General features: G+C 55.5%; 10 protein-coding genes, 4 tRNA genes, 3 rRNA genes and 1 other RNA gene. 14 read left to right on the forward strand and 4 right to left on the reverse strand.

Annotation, left to right across the window (positions count from 1 at the left end):
* Positions 1-34 precede the first annotated feature (34 nt).
* Both fadA and fadB read right to left on the reverse strand, forming a co-directional pair.
* Entirely contained in the window at positions 35-1,198 is a 1,164-nt protein-coding gene (gene fadA / locus SSARUM_RS01085; RefSeq protein ID WP_025304928.1) for an acetyl-CoA C-acyltransferase FadA, read from the reverse strand.
* A 10-nt stretch (positions 1,199-1,208) separates the two neighbouring features.
* Positions 1,209-3,398, reverse strand: coding sequence for a fatty acid oxidation complex subunit alpha FadB (fadB, locus tag SSARUM_RS01090; RefSeq protein ID WP_039568036.1), 2,190 nt, complete (start codon positions 3,396-3,398; stop codon positions 1,209-1,211).
* A gap of 429 nt (positions 3,399-3,827) precedes the next feature.
* Between fadB and pepQ the strand changes: the two genes are divergently transcribed.
* The 10 genes from pepQ (at position 3,828) to birA (ending at position 15,653) form a co-directional block, all read left to right on the forward strand.
* Entirely contained in the window at positions 3,828-5,159 is a 1,332-nt protein-coding gene (gene pepQ, locus SSARUM_RS01095; protein ID WP_060431189.1) for a Xaa-Pro dipeptidase, read from the forward strand.
* Positions 5,159-5,773: an IMPACT family protein gene (locus tag SSARUM_RS01100; RefSeq protein ID WP_060431187.1), complete on the forward strand. Its 615-nt coding sequence runs from the start codon at positions 5,159-5,161 to the stop codon at positions 5,771-5,773. Before pepQ ends, SSARUM_RS01100 begins: the two co-directional genes overlap by 1 nt.
* Before the next feature lie 35 nt (positions 5,774-5,808).
* The gene (gene trkH, locus SSARUM_RS01105; protein WP_004934492.1) at positions 5,809-7,260 is read left to right on the forward strand and encodes a Trk system potassium transporter TrkH; all 1,452 of its coding nucleotides are present in this window, start codon (positions 5,809-5,811) and stop codon (positions 7,258-7,260) included.
* 21 nt (positions 7,261-7,281) lie between these two features.
* A complete protein-coding gene (hemG, locus tag SSARUM_RS01110; protein ID WP_047569749.1) occupies positions 7,282-7,815 on the forward strand; it encodes a menaquinone-dependent protoporphyrinogen IX dehydrogenase in 534 nt (177 codons plus the stop codon).
* 391 nt (positions 7,816-8,206) lie between these two features.
* Positions 8,207-9,748: ribosomal RNA gene (locus SSARUM_RS01115) — 16S ribosomal RNA — on the forward strand.
* Between the two features lie 88 nt (positions 9,749-9,836).
* Positions 9,837-9,912 (forward strand) — tRNA-Glu (locus SSARUM_RS01120).
* 239 nt (positions 9,913-10,151) lie between these two features.
* Positions 10,152-13,059, forward strand: a 23S ribosomal RNA gene (locus tag SSARUM_RS01125).
* 104 nt (positions 13,060-13,163) lie between these two features.
* Positions 13,164-13,279: ribosomal RNA gene (rrf, locus tag SSARUM_RS01130) — 5S ribosomal RNA — on the forward strand.
* The 16S, 23S and 5S rRNA genes sit together here with 1 tRNA gene alongside, the layout of an rRNA operon.
* Positions 13,280-13,656: 377 nt before the next feature.
* Positions 13,657-14,694: a UDP-N-acetylmuramate dehydrogenase gene (gene murB, locus SSARUM_RS01135; protein WP_033636715.1), complete on the forward strand. Its 1,038-nt coding sequence runs from the start codon at positions 13,657-13,659 to the stop codon at positions 14,692-14,694.
* The gene (gene birA / locus SSARUM_RS01140) at positions 14,691-15,653 is read left to right on the forward strand and encodes a bifunctional biotin--[acetyl-CoA-carboxylase] ligase/biotin operon repressor BirA (RefSeq protein WP_060431318.1); all 963 of its coding nucleotides are present in this window, start codon (positions 14,691-14,693) and stop codon (positions 15,651-15,653) included. The genes murB and birA overlap by 4 nt, the downstream gene beginning before the upstream one ends.
* 47 nt (positions 15,654-15,700) lie before the next feature.
* Here birA and coaA read toward each other — a convergent pair whose 3' ends face one another.
* Entirely contained in the window at positions 15,701-16,651 is a 951-nt protein-coding gene (gene coaA, locus SSARUM_RS01145; RefSeq protein WP_033636718.1) for a type I pantothenate kinase, read from the reverse strand.
* A 219-nt stretch (positions 16,652-16,870) separates the two neighbouring features.
* A complete protein-coding gene (locus SSARUM_RS01150; protein WP_033650029.1) occupies positions 16,871-17,419 on the reverse strand; it encodes a GNAT family N-acetyltransferase in 549 nt (182 codons plus the stop codon).
* A 396-nt stretch (positions 17,420-17,815) separates the two neighbouring features.
* Here SSARUM_RS01150 and SSARUM_RS01155 point away from each other — a divergent pair.
* From SSARUM_RS01155 to SSARUM_RS01170, 4 genes are all read left to right on the forward strand, one after another.
* Positions 17,816-17,891 (forward strand) — tRNA-Thr (locus tag SSARUM_RS01155).
* Between the two features lie 25 nt (positions 17,892-17,916).
* Positions 17,917-18,001, forward strand: a tRNA-Tyr gene (locus SSARUM_RS01160).
* 46 nt (positions 18,002-18,047) lie between these two features.
* Positions 18,048-18,163, forward strand: a non-coding RNA gene (locus SSARUM_RS01165) — RtT sRNA.
* A 36-nt stretch (positions 18,164-18,199) separates the two neighbouring features.
* Positions 18,200-18,274 (forward strand) — tRNA-Gly (locus SSARUM_RS01170).
* Positions 18,275-18,280 lie beyond the last annotated feature (6 nt).

Raw genomic sequence — 18,280 nt, forward strand, 5'->3', positions numbered from 1 at the left:
AAGTGGTGACGCGGTCATCCCAAGATAGACACAGCTAAACGCGTTCAAAGACGGTGGCGATGCCCTGACCCAGGCCGATGCACATGGTCGCCAGGCCGAACTGCGCGTCGCGACGTTCCATGTTGTTCAACAGGGTGGTCGAGATGCGGGAGCCTGAACACCCCAGCGGGTGGCCGAGCGCGATGGCGCCGCCGTTCAGGTTGATCTTGTCGTCGATGCTGTCCATCAGCCCCAGATCCTTGATGCACGGCAGCGACTGGGCGGCGAACGCTTCGTTCAGCTCGAACAGATCGATGTCCTGCACGCTCAGACCGGCGCGTTTCAGCGCCAGCTTGCTGGCCGGCACCGGGCCGTAACCCATGATGGAAGGATCGCAGCCGACGACCGCCATCGAGCGGATGCGGGCGCGGGCCTTCAAACCGAGCGCTTTGGCGCGCGATTCGCTCATCAGCAGCATGGCGGAAGCGCCGTCCGACAGGGCGGAAGAACTGCCGGCGGTGACGGTGCCGTTGACCGGATCGAACGCCGGACGCAGGGCCGACAGGCTTTCGACGGTGGTTTCCGGGCGAATGACTTCATCGAAATCGTAACGGGTCAGCACGCCATCGGCGTCGTGACCGTTGGTCGGTATGATCTCGTTTTTGAAGTAACCCGCCAGCGTCGCCGCATGCGCGCGCTGGTGGGAGCGGGCGGCGAACTCATCCTGCATCTGGCGGCTGATGTTGTGCATCTTGGCCAGCATTTCGGCGGTCAGCCCCATCATCCCGGCGGCTTTGGCCACGCTGCGGCTCAGCCCCGGATGGAAGTCCACGCCGTGGTTCATCGGCACATGGCCCATGTGTTCCACGCCGCCGATCAGGCTGACGTGTGCGTCGCCAACCATGATGGCGCGCGCCGCGTCGTGCAGCGCCTGCATCGAAGAGCCGCATAGGCGATTGACGGTCACCGCCGGCACGCGGTGCGGGATCTCGGCCAGCAGCGCGGCGTTGCGGGCGATGTTGAAGCCTTGTTCCAGCGTCTGCTGTACGCAGCCCCAGTAAATATCATCGATCTCGGCGGCGTCCAGCGCCGGGTTGCGGCTCAGCACTTCACGCATCAGGTGAGCGGAGAGATCTTCGGCGCGCACCTGGCGGAAGGCGCCGCCCTTGGAGCGGCCCATCGGCGTGCGTACGGCATCAACAATAACTACGTTTTCCATCTTTATGACCTCATGCCGGTTGGCGGGTAGCGACGTCGGACAGCGGTGTCGCCACCGGGTAGTAGCTTTCATTGCGTTCGGCCTTGGCGCGCAGACCGGCCGGCACCTGATACAGGGCGCCGAGGTGTGCGTAACGCTGGGCCAGCTCAACGTAGTTGGCGGTGCCGAGCGTATCCAGGTAGCGGAACGCGCCGCCGTGGAACGGAGGGAAGCCAATGCCGTAGACCAACGCCATATCGGCTTCCGCCGGGCTGGCGACGATCTTCTCTTCCAGGCAGCGAACCACTTCGTTGATCATCGGGATCATCATGCGCGCGATGATTTCTTCGTCGCTGATGGTCTGGCGCGGTTTGCTCACTTCGGCCAGCAGCGCATCGGTCTGCTCGTCGTTGTCCTTGCGCGGTTTGCCTTTGCTGTCCTGGCTGTAGCGGTAGAAGCCCAGCTGATTTTTCTGACCGAAGCGCTGGTTGTCGAACATCACGTCAATGGCGTCGCGGTAGTCTTTGCTCATGCGATCCGGGAAGCCGGCGGCCATTACCGCCTGCGCATGATGCGCGGTGTCGATGCCCACGACGTCGAGCAGGTAGGCCGGGCCCATCGGCCAGCCGAACTGTTTTTCCATCACTTTATCGATCTGACGGAAGTCGGCGCCGTCGCGCAGCAGCAGGCTGAAGCCGGCGAAATACGGGAACAGCACGCGGTTGACGAAGAAGCCCGGGCAGTCGTTCACCACGATCGGCGTTTTGCCCATGCGGCTAGCGTAGGCCACCACCTTGGCGATGGTGTCATCGCTGGTCTGTTCGCCGCGAATGATTTCAACCAGTGGCATGCGGTGTACCGGGTTAAAGAAGTGCATGCCGCAGAAGTTTTGCGGGCGCTTCAGCGATTTTGCCAGGTGATTAATCGGAATGGTCGAGGTGTTCGACGCCAGCACGGTGTCCTCACCGATCAGGGTTTCCACTTCCGACAGCACGGCGGCTTTGACTTTCGGGTTCTCGACGACCGCTTCGACGATCACCTGCGCGCGTTCGATACCAGCATAGTCCAGCGTCGGCTGAATGGTCGACAGCACCTGTGCCATTTTCAGGCCATCCAGCTTGCCGCGTTCCAGTTGCTTATTGAGCAGCTTGGCCGCTTCGCTCATGCCCAGCGTCAGCGACTTGTCGCTGATGTCTTTCATGATCACCGGCACGCCTTTCAGCGCCGATTGGTAAGCGATGCCGCCGCCCATGATGCCGGCGCCCAGCACCGCCGCCTGTTTCGGCGCATCCACATTCTTGGCCAGCTTTTTCGCCTGGCCCTTCACGAACTGATCGTTGAGGAAGATGCCGACCAGCGCGCGCGCTTCGTTGGAACGCGCCAACGGCACGAAGCTGGCGGTTTCCAGTTTCAGCGCTTCATCGCGGCCCAGCTTGGCGGCGGCTTCAATGGTCTTCACCGCGGTCATCGGCGCCGGGTAATGTTTACCGGCGGTCTGCAGCACCATGCCTTTGGCGGTGGTGAAGCTCATCGCCGCTTCAATCGGGCTGAGTTTCAGCGGCTCCAGCTTAGGTTGACGCGCGGCGCGCCAGTCCAGCTTGCCGTCGATCGCCTGTTGCAGCATGTTGAGCGCCGCTTCGGCCAGTTTTTCCGGTGCCACCACCGCATCCACCAGGCCGACTTTCAGCGCCTCTTTGGCGCTGACGTCTTTGCCGGCGGCGATGATTTCCAGCGCGCTGTCGTTACCCAGCAGGCGCGGCAGGCGGACGGAACCGCCGAAGCCCGGCATGATGCCCAATTTGGTTTCCGGCAGGCCGATGCGCGCGTCCGGTGAGGCGACGCGGAAATCGGTCGCCAGAATGCATTCGCAACCGCCGCCGAGCGCATAGCCGTTAATGGCCGAAATGGTCGGCACCGGCAAATCTTCCAGCCGGTTAAAGACATTGTTGGCGAACACCAGCCACTCTTGCAGCTTTTCAGCCGGTGCGGCGAACAGAGAAAGGAATTCGGTGATATCGGCGCCGACGATAAACGCGGCTTTGGAGGAACGCAGCAGCAGCCCTTTCAGCTCAGGCTGGTTTTCCAGCACGGTGAGCGCTTCGCCCAGGCTGGCGACGGTGCGGGTGTCCAGCTTGTTGACCGAGCCCGGTGCGTTGAACACCAGCTCGGCGATGCCGTTATCGAGCCAGTGCAGTTGTAATGTTTCGCCTTGGTAGAGCATGTCTATCTCCTGAATCAGCGTATGATCTGGTATGACCAGATGATGAGGAGTGTGGTTTTTATGTTAAAAATATGCAAATGAGAGATTGCATATTTGCTGGTCTGATCACATCTCACCAAGTTAGCGTTTTGATTTAAAACGAAGTTATATTTTATGTGCTATCGGCATTTGCTGGCGGTTGTCGGTCTTCATACACTTGCCAGCGGCGATTTATCATTCAGGTGAGGTTAGGCTGAATAAGGCGGCTGGTGTCATGGCGACGACGATGCGGGGCTGAAGATGGCACTCGGCTGGCTAAGGTTAAACTGCGGATGTAACGGCATTTGCCGGGAATTGCGAGCTGCTCCGCATGCCCAACGCAATGAGGTTGGTGCGCCGGAGCGCTGTGTTAAGATGACTTCTTTCGTGCTAAGGCATAAGGGTAATGTGATGGAAACGCTGGCTTCTTTGTATAACGACCACCTGGCAGAGCTGCAAAAACGCGCGCGCGAAGTGCTGGAGCGCAACAAGTTGGATGCGCTGCTGATTCACTCCGGTGAACTGCAAAAGGTATTTTTGGACGACCATAGCTATCCGTTCAAAGTGAACGCGCATTTCAAAGCCTGGGTGCCGGTGACGTCGGTGCCGAACTGCTGGTTGTGGATTGATGGCGTCAACAAGCCGAAGCTGTGGTTCTACTCCCCGGTTGACTACTGGCACAGTGTAGAGCCGCTGCCGGACAGTTTCTGGACCAAATCCCTTGAATTGATGCCGCTGGCCAACGCCGACGCTATCGCCCAGCAGCTTCCGCCGCAGCGCGAGCGCGTGGGCTATATCGGTTATGCGCAACAGCGCGCCCGCGATCTCGGCATCCCTTCGGAAAACATCAACCCGAAAGCGGTGTTGAACTACCTGGATTTCCACCGTTCGATCAAAACCGGCTATGAGCTGGCCTGCATGCGCGAAGCGCAGAAGACGGCGGTAACCGGCCATCGTGCGGCGCATGAAGCCTTCCTCTCCGGCATGAGCGAGTTCGACATCAATCTGGCCTACCTCACGGCGACAGGCCACCGCGATACCGACGTGCCTTACGACAACATCGTGGCGCTGAACGAACACGCTTCGGTACTGCACTACACCAAGCTGGATCATCAGCCGCCGGCCGAATCCCTGAGTTTCCTGATCGACGCCGGCGCGGAATACAACGGCTACGCCGCCGATCTGACCCGCACCTACGCAGCGCAAAACGGCAGCGAATTCGCCCATCTGGTGAAAGATCTCAACGGTGAACAGCTGGCGCTGATCGACACCATCAAAACCGGCGTGCGCTATACCGACTACCATGTGCAGATGCACCAGCGCATCGCCAAGCTGCTCAAGAATCACAAGCTGGTGAACGGCCTCAGCGAAGAGGCGATGGTTGAAACGGGCATCACTACGCCGTTCCTGCCGCACGGGCTGGGCCACCCGCTGGGCCTGCAGGTGCACGACGCCGCCGGCTTTATGCAGGACGAACAAGGCACCCATCTGGCGGCCCCGGCCAAGTATCCGTTCCTGCGTTGTACCCGCGTGTTGCAGCCGGGCATGGTGTTGACCATCGAGCCGGGTCTGTACTTCATCGAGTCTCTGTTGGCGCCGTGGCGCAGCGGTGAGTTCAAGCAGCACTTCGCCTGGGATCGCATCGATGCGCTGAAGCCGTATGGCGGCATCCGCATCGAAGACAACATCGTGATCCACGAAAAGCGCATCGAGAACATGACGCGCGATCTGAACCTGGCCTGATGCGGCCGTATCCGATACCGGCGGAAGCAACCTGCTTTACCGAAGAAATAAAGAAGAGCCGTTTTATCACCCTGCTGGCGCCGACCTGCGGGGTAGAAGCGGCCAAGACGTTTATTCAGCAGGTGCGGGATGAACACCCGGCGGCGCGGCACCATTGTTGGGCCTTCGTCGCCGGCAGCCCCGATGACTCGCAGCAGTTGGGATTCTCCGACGACGGAGAGCCGTCGGGTACCGCCGGCAAACCGATCCTCGCGCAGCTCATGGGCAGCGGCATCGGGGAAGTGACCGCCGTGGTCGTTCGTTACTACGGCGGTGTCAAGCTGGGCACCGGCGGATTGGTGAAAGCCTATGGCAACGGTGTTCAACAGGCGTTGAAGCAGCTGGCGTTGGCTCAAAAGGTGCCGGAAGCCGAATATATCTTGCAGTGCGACTATGCGCAGTTGGCGTTGGTGGGGAACTTGCTGCAGCAAACCGCAGGTCGGATCCTGCAGGGTGAATACGGCGCCGCCGTCGTGCTGCATCTGGCGTTGCCGGCCACGGAGGTCGAGCTGTTTGGGAATAAATTGCGTGATCTTAGTCGCGGTAATTTGCAATTAACCCCCATTTCGCAATAATTCCTCCCAATTGAATTGCTAAGGATCGTGCTGAAATGCATTTTCGCGCCATAACCCGTATCGTTGGTCTGCTGGTCATCCTGTTCTCCGGGACGATGTTTATTCCCGGCCTGGTGGCATTGATTTACCGCGATGGGGCGGGGCGCGCGTTCAGCCAAACCTTCTTCGTGGCGCTGACCATCGGTCTGATGCTGTGGTGGCCGAACCGCAAACAGAAACACGAACTGAAACCCCGCGAAGGCTTCCTGATCGTCGTGCTGTTCTGGACCGTGCTGGGCAGCGTGGGGGCATTGCCGTTCCTGTTTTCTGAACGGCCCAACTTGTCGCTGACCGACGCCTTCTTTGAATCCTTCTCGGGGCTGACGACCACCGGTGCGACGACGCTGGTGGGACTGGATTCGCTGCCGAAGGCCATTCTGTTCTATCGCCAAATGCTGCAATGGATGGGCGGCATGGGGATCATCGTGTTGGCGGTGGCGATACTGCCGATACTCGGCGTCGGCGGCATGCAGCTGTATCGGGCAGAAATGCCCGGGCCGCTGAAAGATAACAAAATGCGCCCACGCATCGCCGAAACAGCCAAAACCCTGTGGCTAATCTATGTGTTGCTGACCGTAGCCTGTGCGCTGGCGCTCTGGGGAGCAGGAATGTCGGTGTTCGATGCCATCGGCCACAGTTTCTCGACCATCGCCATCGGCGGCTTTTCTACCCACGACGCCAGTATCGGTTATTACGCCAGTCCGACCATCAACACCATCATCGCCGTGTTCCTGCTGATTTCCGGCTGTAACTACGGCCTGCACTTCGCTTTGCTCAGCGGCCGCAGTCTGAAGGTATACGGGCGCGATCCTGAATTCCGCATGTTCATCTTCGTCCAGCTGACGCTGGTGGTGGTGTGCACGTTGGTGCTCTGGGGTCATGGCGTCTATAAGAGCGGTATGGAAACGCTCAATCAGGCGTTCTTCCAGGTGGTATCGATGGCGACTACGGCCGGTTTTACGACCGACAGCATCGCCAAGTGGCCGCTGTTCCTGCCGATGCTGTTGTTGTGTTCGGCATTCATCGGCGGCTGCGCCGGCTCGACCGGCGGCGGCCTGAAGGTGATCCGTATTCTGCTGTTGTACCTGCAGGGCTCGCGCGAGTTGAAAAGGCTGGTGCACCCTAACGCGGTCTATACCATCAAATTGGGCAACCGCGCGCTGCCGGAACGCATTCTGGAGGCGGTGTGGGGATTTTTCTCCGCCTATGCGCTGGTGTTTATCGTCAGCATGCTGGCGATCATTGCTACCGGCGTTGATGATTTCTCCGCGTTTGCCGCAGTGACGGCAACGCTGAATAACCTCGGCCCCGGCCTGGGCGTAGTGGCGGATAACTTCACCACGATGCCGGCGGCGGCCAAGTGGATCCTGGTGGTGACGATGCTGTTCGGGCGCCTGGAAGTGTTTACATTGCTGGTGCTGTTCACGCCAACCTTCTGGCGTGAGTGAGCCTGATATAAGGAGTACGCCATGAAGGCATTGATACTTTATTCGAGCCGTGACGGGCAAACACGTGCTATCGCTTCTTATATAGCAAGCAAATTGCAGGATACGCTGCGCTGTGAGGTGATCGATCTGCTGCAGGCGGAACAGGTCGACCTTAATCAGTATCAGCTGGTGATGATCGGTGCTTCTATCCGTTACGGGCACTTTAACCCGGTGTTGGATAAATTCGTCAAACGTCATGCCGAGCAGCTGAATCGAATGCCGAGCGCGTTCTTTGCCGTGAACCTGACGGCGCGCAAACCGGAAAAGCGCTCGCCGCAAACCAACGCTTATACCCGCAAGTTTCTGCTGGCCTCGCCGTGGCAGCCAAAACAGTGCGCGGTGTTTGCCGGCGCATTGCGTTATCCGCGCTATCGCTGGTTCGACCGCATCATGATTCAATTTATTATGCGTATGACGGGTGGTGAAACGGATACCAGTAAGGAAGTGGAGTACACCGATTGGCAGCAGGTCGATCGTTTCGCCCAGGAATTTAGCCAGATCCCGTACGAAAAGTGACAAAAACGCGGGTTTGGCCAGCGTTTTGCCGAAAAAATCCGCGCTTGAAAAGTTTTTTGCATTTAGGGGTTGCGGCCTGCCGAGAACTCCCTATAATGCGCCTCCACTGACCGGGAACAACGACTGACAAGCCGCCGGGTCAGCGAAAAGAAAGCAAAATAAATGCTTGACTCTCCGGGCTAAAAGCGTATTATACGCAGCCCGCGCCGATGAGTTTCTCGGCACTGCTCTTTAACAATTTATCAGACAATCTGTGTGGGCACTCCACAAGACGATATCCAGCATCTTCGGATGCAAAAAAATATCAAGTCTTGAAGAGTGACTAACTGAAGTAAAATTCATGCAGTAAATCTTTGAGCATCGCTTCTCGAGTGGAAGCACATCAAGCTTTTAATTGAAGAGTTTGATCATGGCTCAGATTGAACGCTGGCGGCAGGCTTAACACATGCAAGTCGAGCGGTAGCACAGGGGAGCTTGCTCCCTGGGTGACGAGCGGCGGACGGGTGAGTAATGTCTGGGAAACTGCCTGATGGAGGGGGATAACTACTGGAAACGGTAGCTAATACCGCATAACGTCGCAAGACCAAAGAGGGGGACCTTCGGGCCTCTTGCCATCAGATGTGCCCAGATGGGATTAGCTAGTAGGTGGGGTAATGGCTCACCTAGGCGACGATCCCTAGCTGGTCTGAGAGGATGACCAGCCACACTGGAACTGAGACACGGTCCAGACTCCTACGGGAGGCAGCAGTGGGGAATATTGCACAATGGGCGCAAGCCTGATGCAGCCATGCCGCGTGTGTGAAGAAGGCCTTCGGGTTGTAAAGCACTTTCAGCGAGGAGGAAGGTGGTGAGTTTAATACGCTCATCAATTGACGTTACTCGCAGAAGAAGCACCGGCTAACTCCGTGCCAGCAGCCGCGGTAATACGGAGGGTGCAAGCGTTAATCGGAATTACTGGGCGTAAAGCGCACGCAGGCGGTTTGTTAAGTCAGATGTGAAATCCCCGGGCTCAACCTGGGAACTGCATTTGAAACTGGCAAGCTAGAGTCTCGTAGAGGGGGGTAGAATTCCAGGTGTAGCGGTGAAATGCGTAGAGATCTGGAGGAATACCGGTGGCGAAGGCGGCCCCCTGGACGAAGACTGACGCTCAGGTGCGAAAGCGTGGGGAGCAAACAGGATTAGATACCCTGGTAGTCCACGCTGTAAACGATGTCGATTTGGAGGTTGTGCCCTTGAGGCGTGGCTTCCGGAGCTAACGCGTTAAATCGACCGCCTGGGGAGTACGGCCGCAAGGTTAAAACTCAAATGAATTGACGGGGGCCCGCACAAGCGGTGGAGCATGTGGTTTAATTCGATGCAACGCGAAGAACCTTACCTACTCTTGACATCCAGAGAACTTTCCAGAGATGGATTGGTGCCTTCGGGAACTCTGAGACAGGTGCTGCATGGCTGTCGTCAGCTCGTGTTGTGAAATGTTGGGTTAAGTCCCGCAACGAGCGCAACCCTTATCCTTTGTTGCCAGCGGTTCGGCCGGGAACTCAAAGGAGACTGCCAGTGATAAACTGGAGGAAGGTGGGGATGACGTCAAGTCATCATGGCCCTTACGAGTAGGGCTACACACGTGCTACAATGGCGTATACAAAGAGAAGCGACCTCGCGAGAGCAAGCGGACCTCATAAAGTACGTCGTAGTCCGGATTGGAGTCTGCAACTCGACTCCATGAAGTCGGAATCGCTAGTAATCGTAGATCAGAATGCTACGGTGAATACGTTCCCGGGCCTTGTACACACCGCCCGTCACACCATGGGAGTGGGTTGCAAAAGAAGTAGGTAGCTTAACCTTCGGGAGGGCGCTTACCACTTTGTGATTCATGACTGGGGTGAAGTCGTAACAAGGTAACCGTAGGGGAACCTGCGGTTGGATCACCTCCTTACCTAAAGATATTGCTTCGAGTGGCGTGCTCACACAGATTGTCTGATGAAAAAGTAACGAGCAAAAGCGTCATAAAAGTACGGTGTCGTGTCCCCTTCGTCTAGAGGCCTAGGACACCGCCCTTTCACGGCGGTAACAGGGGTTCGAATCCCCTAGGGGACGCCAAGCTTCCGACCCACCCGGTGAAAGCGGCGGTCTTCAGTATCTGACGATACACCATATCTTAAAGATGACTTTCGAGTCATGTTTAAGATATTGCTCTTTAACAATCTGGAACAAGCTGAAAATTGAAACATGACGGCTGAAATTCATTCCTCCGTAGAAGTACCGGAATGAAGAGTAACCTGTCATAGAGTCTCTCAAATGTTTGCAACTTGAACGATGGAAACATCTTCGGGTTGTGAGGTTAAGTGACTAAGCGTACACGGTGGATGCCTAGGCAGTCAGAGGCGATGAAGGGCGTGCTAATCTGCGAAAAGCGTCGGTAAGGTGATATGAACCGTTATAACCGGCGATACCCGAATGGGGAAACCCAGTGTGTTTCGACACACTATCATGTCATGAATACATAGTGGCATGAGGCGAACCGGGGGAACTGAAACATCTAAGTACCCCGAGGAAAAGAAATCAACCGAGATTCCCCCAGTAGCGGCGAGCGAACGGGGAGGAGCCCAGAACCTGAATCGGCTTGTGTGTTAGTGGAAGCGTCTGGAAAGTCGCGCAGCAAAGGGTGATAGCCCCGTACACTAAAATGCACAGGTCGTGAGTTCGATGAGTAGGGCGGGACACGTGACATCCTGTCTGAATATGGGGGGACCATCCTCCAAGGCTAAATACTCCTGACTGACCGATAGTGAACCAGTACCGTGAGGGAAAGGCGAAAAGAACCCCGGCGAGGGGAGTGAAATAGAACCTGAAACCGTGTACGTACAAGCAGTGGGAGCACCTTCGTGGTGTGACTGCGTACCTTTTGTATAATGGGTCAGCGACTTATATTTTGTAGCAAGGTTAACCGTATAGGGGAGCCGTAGGGAAACCGAGTCTTAACTGGGCGAATAGTTGCAAGGTATAGACCCGAAACCCGGTGATCTAGCCATGGGCAGGTTGAAGGTTGGGTAACACTAACTGGAGGACCGAACCGACTAATGTTGAAAAATTAGCGGATGACTTGTGGCTGGGGGTGAAAGGCCAATCAAACCGGGAGATAGCTGGTTCTCCCCGAAAGCTATTTAGGTAGCGCCTCGTGAACTCATCTTCGGGGGTAGAGCACTGTTTCGGCTAGGGGGCCATCCCGGCTTACCAAACCGATGCAAACTCCGAATACCGAAGAATGTTATCACGGGAGACACACGGCGGGTGCTAACGTCCGTCGTGAAGAGGGAAACAACCCAGACCGCCAGCTAAGGTCCCAAAGTCATGGTTAAGTGGGAAACGATGTGGGAAGGCATAGACAGCCAGGATGTTGGCTTAGAAGCAGCCATCATTTAAAGAAAGCGTAATAGCTCACTGGTCGAGTCGGCCTGCGCGGAAGATGTAACGGGGCTAAACCATGCACCGAAGCTGCGGCAGCGACGCTTAGGCGTTGTTGGGTAGGGGAGCGTTCTGTAAGCCGTTGAAGGTGGCCTGTGAGGGTTGCTGGAGGTATCAGAAGTGCGAATGCTGACATAAGTAACGATAAAGCGGGTGAAAAGCCCGCTCGCCGGAAGACCAAGGGTTCCTGTCCAACGTTAATCGGGGCAGGGTGAGTCGACCCCTAAGGCGAGGCTGAAAAGCGTAGTCGATGGGAAACAGGTTAATATTCCTGTACTTGGTGTTACTGCGAAGGGGGGACGGAGAAGGCTAGGCTGGCCGGGCGACGGTTGTCCCGGTTTAAGCGTGTAGGGGGTGTGACCTGGTAAATCCGGTTGCATACTAACCCTGAGGCGTGATGACGATGCACTACGGTGCAGAAGTAGTTGATGCCCTGCTTCCAGGAAAAGCCTCTAAGCTCCAGGTAACATTAAATCGTACCCCAAACCGACACAGGTGGTCAGGTAGAGAATACCAAGGCGCTTGAGAGAACTCGGGTGAAGGAACTAGGCAAAATGGTGCCGTAACTTCGGGAGAAGGCACGCTGGCATGTAGGTGAAGTCCCTTGCGGATGGAGCTGAAGCCAGTCGAAGATACCAGCTGGCTGCAACTGTTTAATAAAAACACAGCACTGTGCAAACACGAAAGTGGACGTATACGGTGTGACGCCTGCCCGGTGCTGGAAGGTTAATTGATGGGGTCAGCCGCAAGGCGAAGCTCTTGATCGAAGCCCCAGTAAACGGCGGCCGTAACTATAACGGTCCTAAGGTAGCGAAATTCCTTGTCGGGTAAGTTCCGACCTGCACGAATGGCGTAATGATGGCCAGGCTGTCTCCACCCGAGACTCAGTGAAATTGAACTCGCTGTGAAGATGCAGTGTACCCGCGGCAAGACGGAAAGACCCCGTGAACCTTTACTATAGCTTGACACTGAACATTGAGCCTTGATGTGTAGGATAGGTGGGAGGCTTTGAAGCGTGGACGCCAGTCTGCGTGGAGCCATCCTTGAAATACCACCCTTTAATGTTTGATGTTCTAACTCGGCCCCGTGATCCGGGGTGAGGACAGTGTCTGGTGGGTAGTTTGACTGGGGCGGTCTCCTCCCAAAGAGTAACGGAGGAGCACGAAGGTTAGCTAATCACGGTCGGACATCGTGAGGTTAGTGCAAAGGCATAAGCTAGCTTGACTGCGAGAGTGACGGCTCGAGCAGGTACGAAAGTAGGTCTTAGTGATCCGGTGGTTCTGAATGGAAGGGCCATCGCTCAACGGATAAAAGGTACTCCGGGGATAACAGGCTGATACCGCCCAAGAGTTCATATCGACGGCGGTGTTTGGCACCTCGATGTCGGCTCATCACATCCTGGGGCTGAAGTAGGTCCCAAGGGTATGGCTGTTCGCCATTTAAAGTGGTACGCGAGCTGGGTTTAGAACGTCGTGAGACAGTTCGGTCCCTATCTGCCGTGGGCGTTGGAAGATTGAGAGGGGTTGCTCCTAGTACGAGAGGACCGGAGTGAACGCACCACTGGTGTTCGGGTTGTCATGCCAATGGCATTGCCCGGTAGCTAAGTGCGGAAAAGATAAGCGCTGAAAGCATCTAAGCGCGAAACTTGCCTCAAGATGAGTCTTCCCTGGGCCTTTAAGGCCCCTGAAGGAACGTTTAAGACTAAGACGTTGATAGGCTGGGTGTGTAAGTGCAGCGATGCATTGAGCTAACCAGTACTAATGATCCGTGAGGCTTAACCTTACAACACCGAAGGTGTTTTAGAGACGAAGAGATTTTCAGCGAAGTTCCGAGATTGGTTCTGATGGCGACACGAGAGTGACGCGGTTGGAATGAAACAGAATTTGCCTGGCGGCAATAGCGCGGTGGTCCCACCTGACCCCATGCCGAACTCAGAAGTGAAACGCCGTAGCGCCGATGGTAGTGTGGGGTCTCCCCATGCGAGAGTAGGACACTGCCAGGCATCAAACCAAGCCGAAAGCCCTGAACTGACGTTCAGGGCTTTTTGCTATGGGGAAAATAAATTCCCTGGCTGTATTTATTGCTTATAGAAATACCTCTATTGGCATATGCTGCTTATTTTCATAAGGAAGCATAATGTTTTTTGTCAGAGAAAAAGCTAGCTAAATATATAATTGATAGCTCCAGATTATTATTTAAATAATAAAAATATCTATTTATGAAGATGTTGATGAGAATTATCCGGTTATATCAAGGATAAATCTTAATTCTCCAGTGTATTAGGCGATAAATTTCACGTTAATTAAAACAAATATTAGCCAGACGCCTCGAATCGAGTAGACTAGGCGAAAGATTATTTCTTTATGGGTACTGAACGTTATGTCTACTGAAAGCGCGTCTTTAAAAAACCACAATACGTTTGCGCTCCCGGTCAACGCAGCGCACCTGATCATGGCCGATAGAATTGAGCTGATGCTCAAAGTGTGGCAACAAACGCGCAAGCGTCAGGAGCCGCTGCTGATTCTCGGTGAAGGTAGCAACGTGCTGTTCCTGGAGGATTTTTCTGGCACGGTAATGGTCAATCAGTTGAAAGGTATCGATGTTCGGGAAGATAACGATGCCTGGTATCTCCACGTCAGCTCCGGTGAAAACTGGCATGACCTGGTGCAATATACGCTGCAGGCCGGGATCTGCGGCCTGGAAAACCTGGCGTTGATTCCTGGATTGGCCGGCTCCGCCCCTATCCAGAACATCGGCGCCTACGGCGTCGAATTGAAAGACGTCTGCGAGTATGTCGATCTGCTGGACTTCTCTACCGGTGCTATCGATCGCATTCCGGCTGCCGAGTGTGGTTTCGGTTACCGGGAAAGCATTTTCAAACACCGTTTCCAAACCGGGCATGTCATTGTCGGGCTGGGCCTGCGTCTCAACAAACAATGGCAACCCAAATTGAGCTACGGCGATCTGGCCAAGCTGGATCCCGCCACGGTGACGCCGCTTCAGGTATTTGAATCCGTATGCGCCATGCGCCGCAGCAAGCTGCCCGATCCGCGTGAAACCGGTAATGCCGGCAGCTTCTTCAAGAATCCGCTGGTGAACGCAGAGAAAGCTGCAGAACTCATCGCCAAATATCCCGGCATGCCGCACTATCCGCAGCAGGATGGCCAGGTGAAGCTGGCCGCCGGATGGCTTATCGATCAATGCGAACTGAAAGGATATCGTATCGGCGGCGCTGCGGTACACCGTCAGCAGGCGCTGGTGCTGGTGAACATCGACAACGCCCACAGCCAAGATGTGGTGGCGCTGGCGCGCCACGTACGCAAGACAGTGGCCGATAAATTTGGCGTCTGGCTGGAGCCTGAGGTGCGTTTTATTGGCGCGACCGGTGAGCTGAATGCCGTGGCGGTGCTGTCATGAAAGATACCAAGGTTCCGTTAAAACTGATCGCGCTGCTGGCCGACGGTGAATTTCATTCCGGGGAACACCTGGGTGAGTCACTGGGCATGAGCCGTGCGGCGATCAATAAGCATATTCAGACCATTCGCGAATGGGGGCTGGATGTCTTTACCGTGCCCGGCAAAGGCTACAGCCTGCCTGGCGCCATCCAGCTGTTGGAAGCCGAGCGCATCCTCAGCCTGCTGGAAGACAAGCGTGTAAGCGTGTTGCCGGTGGTCGATTCCACCAACCAATACTTGCTGGACCGCATTGCCGAATTGCACTCTGGTGACGCCTGTGTCGCTGAATACCAGCAGGCAGGGCGAGGGCGCCGCGGGCGGCAGTGGATCTCGCCATTCGGCGCTAATTTATACCTGTCGATGTTCTGGCGATTGGAGCAGGGGCCGGCTGCGGCAATGGGGCTTAGCCTGGTGATCGGGATGGTGATGGCGGAAGTTCTGCAGCGTCTCGGTGCGGCCGATGTGCGCGTGAAGTGGCCTAACGATCTCTACCTGAACGATCGTAAATTGGCGGGGATCCTGGTCGAACTGACGGGGAAAACCGGCGATGCGGCTCAACTGGTCATCGGTGCCGGCATCAACCTGGCGATGCGTGATACCAATGCCAGCGCCATTACTCAAGGATGGATTAACCTACAGGAAGCGGGAATTCAGATCGATCGCAATGAGCTGGCTGCAACCCTGCTTAATGAACTGCGTCAGTCGTTGAAACAGTTTGAGATAGACGGGCTGGCACCCTTTATCGGTCGCTGGCGTACCCTGGATAACTTTATCGAAAGGCCGGTCAAGCTGCTTATCGGCGAGCGGCAGATTGTGGGTATCGCCCGAGGAATCGATTCGCAGGGTGCGCTGCTGCTGGAACAAGACGGGGAGATCAAGCCCTTCATCGGTGGGGAGATATCGCTGCGCAGCGCAGAATAGTTAGAGAAAGCAGGGGACGGCGACGTCCCCTGAATCGATCGGTAGGCTTACTTTCTTAAACGCACGCTTTCAACGGCGTGGTTAGCGCTTTTGGTCATGATCAGGCTGGCGCGTTCGCGTGTAGGCAATATATTCTGCTGCAAATTCAATCCGTTAATTTCATTCCATAATTGCGTGGCGATATTAATCGCTTCCGGTTCCGGCAATTTTGAATAGTGATGGAAATAAGAATCGGGATTGGAAAATGCGCCTTGACGGAATTTCAGGAAGCGATTGATATACCAGCTTTGCAATAGCGTCTCCGGGGCATCGACATATATAGAGAAGTCGACAAAATCGGAAACGAATACGCGATGCGGATCGTGAGGATAATCCATGCCGCTTTGCAATACGTTAAGCCCTTCCAGGATCAAAATATCCGGTTGCTCGATGACTTTATTACCTTCGGGCACAACGTCATAGATCAAATGAGAATAAACCGGAGCGGTGACGCGTTTGGCGCCGGATTTCACTTCCGACACGAATTTCACCAGGCTATGCATATCGTAAGACTGCGGGAAGCCTTTTTTCTTCATCAGACCGCGCTCGTTCAGCACCTTATTAGGATGCAAGAAGCCGTCGGTCGTGATCAGCTCCACGCTGCGATGTTCAGGCCAGCGGCTCAGCAACGCTTGCAACAGACGAGCGGTCGTGCTCTTACCAACGGCTACGCTGCCGGCGATGCCGATGACATAGGGAATCTTTTGCCCGTCGGTGCCGAGGAATTGCTCCAGCACCGCCTGTCGGCGCAGGTTGGAACTGATATAGAAGTTCAACAGCCGTGACAGCGGCAGATAAATCTGCGCAACTTCTTCCAACGAGAGATCTTCGTTAATCCCTTTCAGTTTAACGATCTCTTCTTCCGACAACGTCAGCGGCACCGAATCTCGCAACGCCGCCCATTGGGTACGATCGAACTGTAGGTAAGGCGTTGCTAAAGATTGATCTCTTTTTATCATAAGCCAAATTCTGCCTGTTAACGCAGGTTGGGAAAGGCGCCGGACGCCAACTCCAGAGAATAAACAAGCTGCATATTATAGACAGCTTCGTTTTTGGCGTAGACTTTTTTCGCAAAAGTTGTCGATAGGCAGCAGTTTATGTCAATTGTGCGAAGCGGCGCGCAGTTGATAAAGCGGGGTTGCAAGGCGGCATCATCGGGGCCGGATACCGCCTGAAGGTTAACTGGCGATGGCGCGCGAAGGTTGGTTCACGGTGAACAGGCGTTTATAATAAATAACGGTCGGATGGTAATGCCCATCGGGCCCCGCCGCATAATCCGGCAGCTCGCCCAAACAGCGATAACCCAGGCTGCGATAAAGCGCTTCTGCTGCCGAACCGGCCTGCGTATCCAGGTACAATAGCCCGCGTTGCTGCTGCAGCGCTACGTGCTCCAGCGTCTTCATCAGCGCCTGACCTACGCCGTTGCGGCGAGCGCGGCTATGCACCAACAGCTTCACCACCTCCGCACGATTACGGCCGTTCGGCTTCTGACAGAGTTCGAGTTGCACGGTGCCAACGACGCCGCGCTCGTCGCGGGCAATCCACAGCAGCAGTTCACCTTTAGCCAGGGCCGGTCGCAGACTGTGGAAGTAACTCTCGGCGTCTTCGTGAGGGATTAAGGTGTCGTAACCGACAGAAGCGCCGTGCGTGACGGCATCGGTCAACAGGCGGGCTAATTCATCCCGGTAAATCGGCAGCGTAGCGGCGTTGATAGGCACTATTTTCATGAGTCATTCCTCCAGATATGGGGGTAATGAAGAGAAGCAATAACTGAGCCACAGCGGCGAAAGGCATGACGACGGCAAAAGGGTGAGGGATCAGTGTAGCTCACGCCTTGGTCCGGGGCAGGTATCCCCTTTTTGGTGCATCGATCCCGCTCACAGTTTACCGTTGCGGGTTAAGTGTTTTGAGAAGGCCGACACGGAGAAAGCGGCGCTCAAGGCTTGCAAAAAGTGGATAAAATTGTAGAGAATGATTGCCGCGAGTGATGAATGTTTGCACGCTGCAGGCTGCGAATTGCATGACAGTATGCAAAATTGACTGATTTGTGAGCGAAAGTGCGCGTAAAGCAATTTTTTTGTTGCATAGGTCGCCCGCTCTACCTAGAATGCGCTGCACTTGATGCCGGCTTAGCTCAGTAGGTAGAGCAACTGACTTGTAATCAGTAGGTCACCAGTTCGATTCCGGTAGCCGGCACCATTCAAGTCACAAGTAGTTAAAATCTGGTGGGGTTCCCGAGCGGCCAAAGGGAGCAGACTGTAAATCTGCCGTCACAGACTTCGAAGGTTCGAATCCTTCCCCCACCACCAAATCTTGCCTTCGGCGATTAACTGAAATGCGATAAATGCCGCAACGGTTGATAGCGGGAGGAGAGGGCGAAAGCCTTCGGCAAGGTTCGAGCTGTGCAGCGCAAGGCGCAGCCGGCCCGAAGGATGCGAGCCGAGTGATGAACAATCCTGCTCCATCCCAAAATTCTACAGAAAAATCAGGTAGCCGAGTTCCAGGATGCGGGCATCGTATAATGGCTATTACCTCAGCCTTCCAAGCTGATGATGTGGGTTCGATTCCCACTGCCCGCTCCAAGATGT

Origin of the sequence: Serratia sarumanii (genome assembly GCF_029962605.1) — a bacterium.
Taxonomy (GTDB): Bacteria; Pseudomonadota; Gammaproteobacteria; order Enterobacterales; family Enterobacteriaceae; genus Serratia; species Serratia sarumanii.